The sequence below is a fragment of the Mesorhizobium sp. M5C.F.Ca.IN.020.32.2.1 genome, assembly GCF_004023105.1.
In the GTDB taxonomy this organism is placed as follows: domain Bacteria; phylum Pseudomonadota; class Alphaproteobacteria; order Rhizobiales; family Rhizobiaceae; genus Mesorhizobium; species Mesorhizobium wenxiniae.
Map to the genome: position 1 here is coordinate 1 of NZ_RZSX01000091.1, position 11,420 is coordinate 11,420.

Here is an 11,420-nt window from a genome sequence, read left to right on the forward strand (position 1 = left end):
GAGTGGGGACGCGGATTTCGGTAGCCATTGTGCCTGTCCGTTTTTCTGTCGGTTCTGTTCTATTCGCCGAGCTCTGTTCTATTCACCGAGCGCGTCTTCGAGCAAGGCGGCAAGCTGGGCGAGATGCTTCGACATCAATCCGGTGGCCGGCGACGCGGCGGCCGGCCGGCCGGTATAGCGCACCCGCTGATGCTTGGCGTCGATATGCGCCAGCACCCATTCCAGATACGGATCGATGAACGACCAGGCGCCCATATTCTTGGGCTCCTCCTGGCACCACACCATCTCGGCGTTGCGGAAGCGCGACAGTTCGGTGATCAGCGCCTTGGCCGGGAAGGGATAGAGCTGTTCGACGCGCAGCAGATAGATGTCGTTGATGCCGCGCTTCTCGCGCTCCTCGTAGAGGTCGTAATAGACCTTGCCAGTGCAGAGCACGACGCGGCGGATCTTCGAATCCTTGGTGAGCTTGATCGCCTGGCCGGGGAGCTGCTGGGCATCGTCCCACAACAGCCGGTGGAACGCGCTTTCGCCCGACATCTCCGGCAGCGTCGACACCGCCCGCTTGTGACGCAGCAGCGACTTCGGCGTCATCAGGATCAGCGGCTTGCGGAAATCCCGCTTCAACTGCCGGCGCAGGATGTGGAAGTAGTTGGCCGGCGTCGTGCAGTAGGCCACCTGCATGTTGTCTTCGGCGCAAAGCTGCAGGAAGCGCTCGAGCCTGGCCGACGAATGTTCCGGCCCCTGGCCTTCATAGCCATGCGGCAACAGGCAGACGAGGCCCGACATTCTGAGCCACTTGCGCTCGCCCGACGAGATGAACTGGTCGAACACTACCTGGGCGCCGTTGGCGAAATCGCCGAACTGGGCTTCCCAGAGCGTCAGCGCCTTCGGCTCGGCCAGGCTGTAGCCGTATTCGAAGCCGAGCACGGCCTCTTCAGACAGCATCGAGTTGATGACCTCGAAGCCGGCTTGCGCCGCCGACAGATTGTTGAGCGGGATGTAGCGTGTCTCGTCGCGCTGATCGTAGAGCACGGAGTGGCGTTGCGAGAACGTGCCGCGCTCCGAATCCTGTCCGGACAGCCGGACCGGATTGCCGTCGAGCAGGATGGCGCCGAAGGCCAGCGCCTCGGCTGTAGACCAGTCGATGCCTTCGCCCGACTCGATCGCCTGGCGGCGATTCTCGAGAAACCGCAGGATCGTCTTGTGGGCCTCGAAATCCTTCGGCACCTCGGTCAGCTTCTTGCCGATTTCCTTCAGCGTCTTGACCGGCACGGCGGTCTTGCCGCGCCGCTGTTCGTCCTGGTTGTCGGCCGTGCGCAGGCCCGACCAGGCGCCATCCAGCCAGTCGGCCTTGTTTGGCTTGTAATGCTGGCCGACCTCGAATTCCTGCTCGAGATGTGCCCGCCAGTCCGCCTTCATCTTGTCGAATTCGGCCTGGGTGAGGTGGCCCTCGGCGATCAGCCGGTCGGCATAGATCTGCACCGTCGTCTTGTGGCTGCGGATGTTGCTGTACATGATCGGCTGGGTGAAAGCCGGCTCGTCGCCCTCATTGTGGCCGAAGCGGCGGTAGCAGAACATGTCGACCACGACAGGCTTGTGGAACTTCATGCGGAATTCGATCGCCACCTTGGTGGCATGGACCACGGCTTCCGGATCGTCGCCGTTGACGTGGAAGATCGGCGCCTCGATCATCTTGGCCACATCCGATGGGTAGGGCGACGAGCGCGAGAAGCGCGGATTGGTGGTGAAGCCGATCTGATTGTTGATGATGAAATGCAGCGTGCCGGCGACGCGGTGGCCGCGCAGGCCCGACAGGCCGAGGATTTCGGCAATCACGCCCTGGCCGGCAAAGGCGGCGTCGCCGTGCAGGAGCAGCGGCAGCACCTTGGCGCGCTCTTCCAGCGGCACGATCTCCTCGCGGCTGCGGCCGAACAGAGAGTCCTGCTTGGCCCGCGCCTTGCCCATCACCACCGGATCGACGATTTCCAGATGCGAGGGATTGGCGGTCAGCGACAGGTGCACCTTGTTGCCGTCGAACTCGCGGTCCGACGAAGCACCGAGATGGTACTTCACGTCGCCCGAGCCCTCGACCTCGTCGGGTGCGGCCGAGCCGCCCTTGAACTCGTGGAAGATGGCGCGGTGCGGCTTGGCCATCACCTGGGAGAGCACGTTCAGCCGGCCGCGATGCGCCATGCCGAGCACGATCTCCTTCATGCCGAGCTGGCCGCCGCGCTTGACGATCTGCTCCAGCGCCGGGATCAGCGCCTCTGCGCCGTCAAGGCCGAAGCGCTTGGTGCCCTTGTACTTGACGTCGATGAACTGCTCGAAGCCTTCGGCCTCGACCAGCTTCTGCAGGATCGCCCTCTTGCCGGCAGCGGTGAAGGAGATCTCCTTGTCGGTGCCCTCGATGCGCGCCTGGATCCACGCCTTCTCCTCGGGATCGGAAATATGCATGAACTCGACGCCGAGCGTCGAGCAATAGGTGCGGGTCAGGATATCGAGCATCTGCCGGATGGTGCCGAATTCGAGGCCGAGCACATTGTCGAGGAAGATCGGGCGATCGTAATCGGCGGCGGTGAAGCCGTAATTTTCCGGCGACAGCTCATTATAGTCCTCGAGCGGCTTGGCGATGCCGAGCGGATCGAGATTGGCGTGCAAATGGCCACGCATGCGGTAGGCGCGGATCATCATGATGGCGCGCACGGAATCGCGCGTCGCCTGATGCACGTCGGCGTCGGAAAGGGAGACGCCGTTCATCACCGCCTTGTTCTGGACCTTCTTCTCGATGTGCTTCTCGACGATGCCCCAATTGCCGTCGAGCGCCGAGACCAATTCGCCATTGGCCTGCAGCGGCCACGAGGGCTTGGCCCACGAGGCGCCCTTGGCATTCTTGCGGACATCGCCGGCGTCGTCCTTCAGCGCCGCGAAGAAATCCTGCCATTCGGGGTCGACCGAAGCGGGATCGTCCTCAAAGGCGGCGTAGAGCGCGTCGATATAGTCGGCATTGCCGCCATAGAGGAAAGAGGTAAGCGAAAATTGGTCGTTGGCCTGATCTTGTCTTGCCATTTTCTCAGCGGAGCGCCTGCTCCGTCTCCTTTTTTAGGGGAGTAGGGGAGTACGGCAGTAGGGCAAGATACGCCCGGTTCCCCTATTGCCGTACTGCCCTACTCCCCTCCTGCCTTACTTTCCTTTTATCGCCTCGACCAGCGTCGTGCCGAGCCGGGCCGGCGACGGCGAAACCCTTATCCCAGCCGATTCCATCGCCGCGATCTTGTCCTCGGCGCCGCCCTTGCCGCCGGAAATCACCGCGCCGGCATGACCCATGGTGCGGCCGGCCGGCGCCGTGCGCCCGGCGATGAAACCGGCCATCGGCTTCTTGCGGCCACGCTTGGCTTCGTCCTTGAGGAACTGCGCGGCGTCTTCCTCGGCCGAGCCGCCGATCTCGCCGATCATGATGATCGACTGGGTCTCGTCGTCGGCGAGGAACATCTCCAGCACGTCGATGAACTCCGTGCCTTTGACGGGATCGCCACCGATGCCGACGGCGGTGGTCTGGCCGAGGCCGACATTGGTGGTCTGGAACACTGCCTCATAGGTAAGCGTTCCCGAACGGGAAACAACGCCGACCGAGCCCTTGCGGAAGATGTTGCCGGGCATGATGCCGATCTTGCATTCGTTGGGGGTCAGGACGCCGGGGCAGTTGGGGCCGATGAGCCGCGATGTCGAGCGGTCGAGCCTTGCCTTGACCTTGATCATGTCGATCACCGGGATGCCCTCGGTGATGCAGACGATCAGCGGGATCTCGGCTTCGATCGCTTCCAGGATCGCTTCTGCGGCGCCTGCCGGCGGCACATAGACAACGGAAGCATTGGCGCCGGTCGTTGCCTTGCCTTCGGCAACCGTGGAAAAGATCGGCAGGCTCTCGCCCTTGGCGCCGGTCCACGTCTCGCCACCCTTCTTGGGGTGGATGCCGCCGACCATTTTTGTCCCGTGATAGGCCAGCGCCTGCTCCGTATGGAACGTGCCGGTCTTGCCGGTCAGGCCCTGCACGAGGACCTTGGTGTTCTTGTCGACGAGAATGGACATGGTGGTCCTTTTTACAAACCGTTGATGGAGGAAGGCTGCGCGGTCATCGTCAGGTCAGAGCCGCTTGAGATCGGCGACGGTGAGGTCGCTCTTGGCATTGCCGGTGTTGAGCGTCGTCGCCGGCTCGAACATCAGCACCACCGGCTCCTCGCTCAGCGAGCGCGGCCGATGCTCGACCGCCCGCGGCACGACGATGAACTCGCCGCTGCCAAGCTCCACCGTGCCGTCGCGGAAATCGATAGCGATGCGGCCGCGCAGCACCAGAAACGCTTCGTCCTCATTGTCATGCGCATGCCAGTCGAAGACATCGCCAAACTTGGCGATCTTGACCTGGGCGTCGTTGACGTCGCCGGCGATATGCGGATCGAAGACCTTTTTGATCTTCTGATCCGCCGCCTCGACCAGATTTATTTTGTGCGGAGGCACCAGATCAGCCCTTCACCGCCGCCACGATTTTCTTGGCAGCGTCGTCGAGGTCGTCGGCCGAGACGACGTTGAGCCCGCTGTCGTTGATGATCTTCTTGCCGAGCTCGGCATTGGTGCCTTCGAGCCGCACCACCAGCGGCACTTGCAGGCCGACTTCCTTGACTGCTGCGATCACGCCCTCGGCGATGATGTCGCACTTCATGATGCCGCCGAAGATGTTGATCAGGATGCCTTTGACCGCCGGATCCTTGGTGATGATCTTGAACGCCGCCGTCACCTTCTCCTTCGACGCACCGCCGCCGACATCGAGGAAGTTGGCGGGCTCGGCGCCATAGAGCTTTATGATGTCCATCGTCGCCATGGCAAGGCCGGCGCCATTGACCATGCAGCCGATATTGCCGTCGAGCGCGACATAGGCGAGGTCGTATTTCGACGCCTCGATCTCCTTCTCGTCCTCCTCGGTGATGTCGCGAAGCTCCATCACGTCGGGATGGCGAAACAACGCGTTGTTGTCGAACGACACTTTTGCGTCGAGCACGCGCAGCCGGCCATTCTTCATGACGATCAGCGGGTTGACCTCGAGCAGGCTCATGTCCTTCTCGACGAAGGCCTTGTAGAGGATCGGGAACAGCGTCTCGCCGTCCTTGGCGGCCTCGCCGTCGAGCTTCAGCGCGCCGTTGAGTTCTTTCAAATCGTCCGCCGTCACACCCTTTTCCGGGTCGATGGTGACGGTGATGATCTTTTCCGGCGTGTCATGGGCGACCGCCTCGATGTCCATGCCGCCCTCGGTCGAGACGACGAACGCGATGCGGCCGACGGAGCGGTCGACCAGCAGCGACAGGTAGAGCTCGCGGTCGATGTCGGCGCCGTCCTCGATGTATAGGCGATTGACCTGCTTGCCCGCCGGGCCGGTCTGCTTGGTGACCAGCGTGTGGCCGAGCATCTCGTTGGCGTTGGCAACGACGTCGGCCACCGACTTCGCCAGCCTGACACCACCCTTGGCGTCGGGGCCGAGCTCCCTAAACTTGCCCTTGCCGCGGCCGCCGGCATGGATCTGGCTCTTCACCACATAGAGCGGGCCGGGCAGCGCCTTGGCGGCGGCTTCCGCTTCGCTTGCCTCGAACACCGGCACGCCTTCGGCCACCGGTGCGCCAAAGCCCTTCAGCAGCGCTTTGCCCTGATATTCATGGATGTTCATGCGCGTTGTCTCCAGGTCACTTGGCGGCGGGTCACTTGGCGGCGAGATGCGGAGCGATCTTGACGCACGCCTCGCACAGGCCCTGCACCGCCGCCACCGAACTGTCGAACATCTTCTGCTCGGGCTTGCTGAGCTCGATCTCGATGATGCGCTCTACGCCGCCGGCACCGATCACCACCGGCACGCCGACATAGGTGTTCTTGACACCATACTGGCCGGAGAGATGCGCAGCACAGGGCAGCACGCGCTTCTTGTCCTTGAGATAGGCCTCGGCCATCGAGATCGCCGAGGCGGCCGGCGCATAGAAGGCCGAACCGGTCTTGAGCAGGCCGACGATCTCGGCGCCGCCGTCGCGGGTGCGCTGCACGATCTGATCGAGCTTTTCCTTCGAGGTCCAGCCCATCTTGATGAGGTCGGGCAGCGGGATGCCGGCGACCGTCGAATAGCGGATCATCGGCACCATGGAATCGCCATGGCCGCCGAGCACGAAGGCGGTGACATCCTCGACCGAGACCTTGAATTCCTCGGCCAGGAAATAGCGGAAGCGCGAACTGTCCAGCACGCCGGCCATGCCGACGACATGGCTCTTCGGCAGTCCGGAAAACTTCTGCAGCGCCCAGACCATGGCGTCGAGCGGGTTGGTGATGCAGATGACAAAGGCTTTCGGCGCGTATTTCTTGAGACCCGCGCCAACCTGCTCCATGACCTTCAGGTTGATGCCGAGAAGGTCGTCGCGGCTCATGCCGGGCTTACGCGGCACGCCGGCGGTGACGATGCAGACGTCGGCTCCCTCGATGCCGGCGTAATCGTTGACGCCGGTCAGCCTGGAATCGAACCCATCGACCGGCGACGACTGCGCGATATCCAGCCCCTTGCCTTGCGGGATGCCCTCGGCGATATCGAACAGCACAACGTCGCCGAGATCCTTGAGGCCGATCATGTGGGCGAGTGTGCCGCCGATCATGCCCGAGCCGATAAGCGCTATCTTGTTGCGTGCCATGTCAGGAGGTTTTCCCTTTAGACTGTGACGGCGCCCAAATCCTTAACGAATTTGATGACGGCGTCGAGGAAGGAGGCCGGAATGCTGCGGGGAAGCCGCAAAGATTTCGCCGCACCCAATAGCCCCGGCGCACAAAACATTCAAACGATTATTTCGGAGTGAGTGATTTCAATCGGTTAGATCGATTGGGATTTACGTAAACGTAAAAGTTTATAAGCCGACTTGGGAGATTTTACACAATGCATGTGGAAATCGTAAGGCCCAACCAAGGCGATGACGCCCTTGTGATGCGGGTCGCCGAGGATGTGTTCGATGAACCGGTCAGGCCGGATCGGCTGGCAGCGTATCTCCGCGAACCCGACCATTTTATGGTCGTCGCCGTGGCCGAAGGCATAGTCGTCGGTCAATGCGCCGCCGTCATCCACCGCCACCCGGACAAGGTGAGCGAACTCTACATCGACGAAGTCGGCGTATCGCCGGCCTTCCTGCGCCAGGGCATCGCGACGAAGATGCTCGACCCCATGTTGAGCTCGGCCGCGAGCTTGGCTGCGAGGAGACCGGGGTCGGCACTGAGCCGGACAATATTGCGGCCCGCGCGGTGCATGAGGCGCGGAAGGAGCCACATGGGGCGGCGGAGGAGTTCGTGATGTATGTGTTTGAGTTGTAGGGCATCACAGCGGGACCGAACCTTTTGGCGATGGCGGGACAGCACCCCCTCTGTTCCGGCAGGACAGAGAGGGGTGTGACGGGACGCTACGAAACGAGGTTTACGCCTGCGCCTGCCTCGCCTCCACAGGCACCACCTTCCCCCTCTGCCTCCCCGCCCAGTCTTCCAGCCATTCATGGCTCTGCATCTCGATCAGGCGTGACGCGGTGCGCTCGAACTCGAAGACCTCGTTGCCGCGCCTGGCCGTGTACAGCTGCGGTGGCGGTGAAGCGGCGCTCACCACCAGCCGCACATGATGATCGTAGAGCGTATCGATCAGCAGGATGAAGCGCTTGGCCTCGTTGCGCATGCCTTCGCCGAGCACCGGCACATGATCGATGAAGATGGTCGAGAAGCGGCTGGCAATCGCCAGGAAATCGCGGGCACCGAGCGGTTTTTCACAGAGATCGGCAAAGGAAAACCGCGCCGCTTCGCCGGCGGCTCGCGGCACCACGACCTGCCGGCCCTTTACCGTCAATGCCGCCTCGGCAGTCCGCCGGCCACGCGTCATCACTTCCCAGGCCTCGTCGAGGACAGCATCGGCGGCGGCATCGGCAGGGGTGACATACACCGGCAGGCGGCTGAGCTTGTCCAGCCGATAGTCCTTGTCGGCATCCAGCGCCAGCACCTGCGCATGCAGCTCCAGGATGCCGATGAAGGGCAGGAAAAGCTGGCGGTTCAAGCCGTCGTGGTAGAGATCCTGCGGCGCGACATTGGACGTGGCGACCAGCACGACGCCGTTGGCAAACAGCGCCGAGAACAGCCGGGACAGGATCATCGCATCGGCGATGTCGGTGACGGAAAACTCATCGAAGCACAGCACCCAGGCCTCCTCGGCCAGCGCGCGGGCCACCGGCGCGATCGGGTCGTCTTCCCTGACGGCGCCCTCTTTACGCGCCTGCCGGTGCTTCTGGATGCGATCCTGCACATCGGCCATGAAGTCGTTGAAATGGACACGACGCTTGCGCCTGACCGGCACCAGCTCGAAGAACATGTCCATCAGCATGGTCTTGCCGCGGCCGACGCCGCCATGGACGTAGAGGCCCTTGACGGCCTCGCGCGTTTCACGCTTGCGGGCGAACAGCCAGCCCAGCGCGCTCGATTTGTGCGCCAGCCGCTTTGCCGAGATCTCATCGATCAACCGGTCGAGTGCCGCGACGATCCGCTCCTGCGCCGTATCGCGGTCGATCAGGCCGGTATCGACCAGATGGTCGTAGCGCTGCCGGACGGTCGCATGGGTCTGAAGGCCGTCACGCAGATGCATCGGTCACGTCGTTCTAGAGCAATTCCAGGAAAGTGTGTCTCGGTTTTCCGTCCGGAATTGCGTAAAAACAAAAGACAGCAATTCCAGGAAAAGTGTGTAGCGGTTTTCCGTTCGGAATTGCGTAAAACAAAATAAGCGGCGGGTCAGCCTCTTGTAAGCGAGATCGGCAGGCCGTTGGAAGTCTGGCCGTCGAATTTCTCTCCGCCCGAGGAATAGAGCCGTGCCAGCGTGCCGCCGTTCTCGTCGTAAAGCGTCAACTGCTTGCCGGCGACGTTCCAGGACTTAATGCCGTTGATCGGCGCCGGGCAATGCAGCGGCCCGGCCCGGTAGCCGGCGCCGAACTTGGTCTGCGGCGTCGCCACCTGGCAGCTCTGGCCGGACACGCTGGCCTTCCACACGCCGGCGACGCTGGAGGCGGTAAGATCCGGCGCTCCGGCCGGAGCCGTCCCGTCCGGCGGCAGCGAGGCAACCTGAGGGCCTTGCGGCGCCGTCGGAAATTTCGACGGGTCGGCAGTGCCGGGCGCCGCCGGCGGCGGCAGCTGATTTGCGGTCACCGTGCCGGAGGGCGCGGCCTCAAGCGGCGACGGCTGCTGGTCCATCGACGAGAACCGTGACGTTGAACAGCCGCTCGCAACGAGCGCGGCAAGCGATACGGCCAGCAGACCGGCTTTCGATAAATTCATTTCAAACCTCCGTCGGATCCGGCTGGGGCCGCCGTCCGCACAATCTCCCCCACCAAGATGGGGAAGGTGGCGAAATTTCAACCCGATATGGTTAAAATACCATTTGTGGCAACAACTGTTGCAATTTTACCACAAATACATGCCGCCCAGCCTGCACTTCGGGCCCTGCCAGGGCTCTACCAGGACAAGCATGCCCTTGGCATTCCGGTCACCAAATGCTTGCGTCAATCGGCTTCGGTCCTATCTCTGATGAAACGGAACCCTGCCGGAGGCGAAACCTTGGCTGCGAGAAAAAGAGCCGCCAATCGCTATTACAGCGGCCCACCGAGCGATCATTTCGACGGCACCTTGTTTTTCAATCCCAACGGCAAGCCGCCTGCCCGCTTTTCCGATCTTTTGAAGTGGCAGCTGGGCGGCGAGCGCTCGAAATGGCCGGCGGCGAATCCGAGTCCATTTCATCAAGCGACACCGGCCAAACGGATCGACGGCTCCGGGCTGAGGCTGACCATGGTCGGCCATTCCACGCTGCTCATCCAGACAGCCGGCCTGAACATCCTCACCGACCCGGTCTGGTCGCGGCGCGTCTCGCCGCTGTCCTTTGCCGGGCCGAAACGGGTCAATCTGCCGGGCATCGCCTTTTCCAACCTGCCGCCGATCGACCTCGTTTTGGTCAGCCACAACCACTACGACCATCTCGACCTCGCCACGCTGAAGCGGCTGAAGACAAAGCACGACCCGCTGGTGCTGACGCCGCTCGGCAATGACGCCATCATCGACGATGGCGTTCCCGGCATGCGGCTTTCCGTGCATGACTGGGGCGAGAGGGTCGAGATCGGCAAGGACGTCGCAGTCTATGTCGAGCCGGTGCACCACTGGTCGGCGCGCGGCACCCGCGACCGGCGCATGGCGCTGTGGGCGGGATTTGTGGTCGAGACGCCGGGCGGAAAGGCCTATTTCGCCGGCGACACCGGCTTCCACGATGGCATCAACTACCGGCTGATGGCCGAAAGGCACGGCGGCTTCCGCCTGGCCATCCTGCCGATCGGCGCCTACGAGCCGCGTTGGTTCATGGCGCCACACCACCAGAACCCGGAGGAGGCGGTGCAAGGCATGCTTTTGTGCAACGCCGCCCATGCTGCCGGCTGCCATTGGGGCACGTTCCGGCTGACCAACGAGCCGATTGACGAGCCGGCCAGAAACCTTGGCGAAGCCCTCGACGATCAAGGTATCCCGCAAGAACGCTTTCGCGCCTTGCGTCCCGGCGAAGTCTGGGACGTGCCGGCGGTCTAGGCAGGCGGCCGGCTTCGCGCCGCAGGGGAACTTAAGGAATCGGAACCCAAGCCATCGCAGATGCGTTTGTGGGGAGTTCCACAACCGTCGGCTGCAGGGATCTCCCCATGATCAAATGGATTGTCATTCTTCTGATTATCGCGGCCGCGGCCAGCCTGCTCGGCATGCCGGCATTGGCCGGAGCCGCCGCCACCGGCGCCCGTATTCTCATCGGCATCGTGCTGATCATCTTCCTGCTGATCGTGCTTGGCGTCTTCGCGGTGGCCTAATGCATGTCGGGCAAAAGTGCGCAGCGGAAAGCACGTGCGCTGGTTCAAAAATGTCAGAGCGTACTTTGTGCGTCCAAATGGACGCACGTCGCTCTGACGCGTGCGCACACTGGTAATTTCGGCCGGTATCCGCCATATAGGCGCCAAACCGGCATGAGACCTTTCGATCCATGGCAAGCACTGCCCCCTTCGCCAAGATGAACGGCATTGGCAACGAGATCATCGTTGCCGACATGCGCGGTCGCGCCGATCGGGTGACGCCGTCTGCCGCCCTTGCGCTCAACGCCGATGCCGCGACGAAATTCGATCAGATCATGGCGATCCACGACGCCAGGACGCCGGGCACCGCCTTTTCCATCGACATCCTGAATTCCGATGGAACCGGCGCGCAGGCCTGCGGCAACGGCATGCGCTGCGTGGTGCAGGCACTTGCCGCCGAGACCGGCCAGAAGACATTCGCCTTCGAGACCGTCGCCGGCATCCTCAACGCCGAAGAAC

Annotated in this window: 10 protein-coding genes and 1 pseudogene; 4 read left to right on the forward strand and 7 right to left on the reverse strand. The window is 62.8% G+C overall.

Translation table 11 applies throughout. The annotated features are described in order from the left end of the window. Positions 1-78 precede the first annotated feature (78 nt). The 5 genes from EOA86_RS07085 to mdh all read right to left on the reverse strand — a co-directional run bounded on the left by EOA86_RS07085 (position 79) and on the right by mdh (position 6,710). Positions 79-3,066 (reverse strand): 2-oxoglutarate dehydrogenase E1 component, encoded by a 2,988-nt coding sequence (locus EOA86_RS07085; protein WP_128341082.1) that lies wholly within the window; start codon positions 3,064-3,066, stop codon positions 79-81. A 114-nt stretch (positions 3,067-3,180) separates the two neighbouring features. Further along, positions 3,181-4,086, reverse strand: coding sequence for a succinate--CoA ligase subunit alpha (gene sucD / locus EOA86_RS07090; protein ID WP_128341083.1), 906 nt, complete (start codon positions 4,084-4,086; stop codon positions 3,181-3,183). Positions 4,087-4,140: 54 nt separating this feature from the next. Then, positions 4,141-4,512 carry a cupin domain-containing protein gene (locus EOA86_RS07095; RefSeq protein ID WP_065007262.1) on the reverse strand — a complete coding sequence of 124 codons (372 nt, stop codon included), beginning with the start codon at positions 4,510-4,512 and terminating at the stop codon, positions 4,141-4,143. A gap of 4 nt (positions 4,513-4,516) precedes the next feature. After that, positions 4,517-5,710, reverse strand: coding sequence for an ADP-forming succinate--CoA ligase subunit beta (gene sucC / locus EOA86_RS07100; protein WP_128341084.1), 1,194 nt, complete (start codon positions 5,708-5,710; stop codon positions 4,517-4,519). 31 nt (positions 5,711-5,741) lie between these two features. Next, complete coding sequence (mdh, locus tag EOA86_RS07105) at positions 5,742-6,710, reverse strand: malate dehydrogenase (RefSeq protein ID WP_128341085.1); 969 nt, start codon at positions 6,708-6,710, stop codon at positions 5,742-5,744. Positions 6,711-7,015: 305 nt separating this feature from the next. On the opposite strand from mdh, the gene EOA86_RS07110 reads away from it, so the two are divergent. Beyond that, complete coding sequence (locus EOA86_RS07110; protein ID WP_245497158.1) at positions 7,016-7,357, forward strand: GNAT family N-acetyltransferase; 342 nt, start codon at positions 7,016-7,018, stop codon at positions 7,355-7,357. Between the two features lie 120 nt (positions 7,358-7,477). Here the strand turns inward: EOA86_RS07110 and zapE are convergent, their stop codons facing one another. Both zapE and EOA86_RS07120 read right to left on the reverse strand, forming a co-directional pair. Next, complete coding sequence (zapE, locus tag EOA86_RS07115; protein WP_128341086.1) at positions 7,478-8,680, reverse strand: cell division protein ZapE; 1,203 nt, start codon at positions 8,678-8,680, stop codon at positions 7,478-7,480. A 143-nt stretch (positions 8,681-8,823) separates the two neighbouring features. Beyond that, complete coding sequence (locus EOA86_RS07120; protein WP_065007266.1) at positions 8,824-9,363, reverse strand: AprI/Inh family metalloprotease inhibitor; 540 nt, start codon at positions 9,361-9,363, stop codon at positions 8,824-8,826. 249 nt (positions 9,364-9,612) lie between these two features. On the opposite strand from EOA86_RS07120, the gene EOA86_RS07125 reads away from it, so the two are divergent. From EOA86_RS07125 to EOA86_RS07135, 3 genes and pseudogenes are all read left to right on the forward strand, one after another. Next, positions 9,613-10,653, forward strand: coding sequence for an MBL fold metallo-hydrolase (locus tag EOA86_RS07125; RefSeq protein ID WP_164891597.1), 1,041 nt, complete (start codon positions 9,613-9,615; stop codon positions 10,651-10,653). A gap of 107 nt (positions 10,654-10,760) precedes the next feature. Then, positions 10,761-10,922, forward strand: coding sequence for a DUF1328 family protein (locus EOA86_RS07130; RefSeq protein WP_029349395.1), 162 nt, complete (start codon positions 10,761-10,763; stop codon positions 10,920-10,922). A gap of 170 nt (positions 10,923-11,092) precedes the next feature. Beyond that, positions 11,093-11,420, forward strand: a pseudogene (locus tag EOA86_RS07135) (diaminopimelate epimerase); the annotation flags it as partial.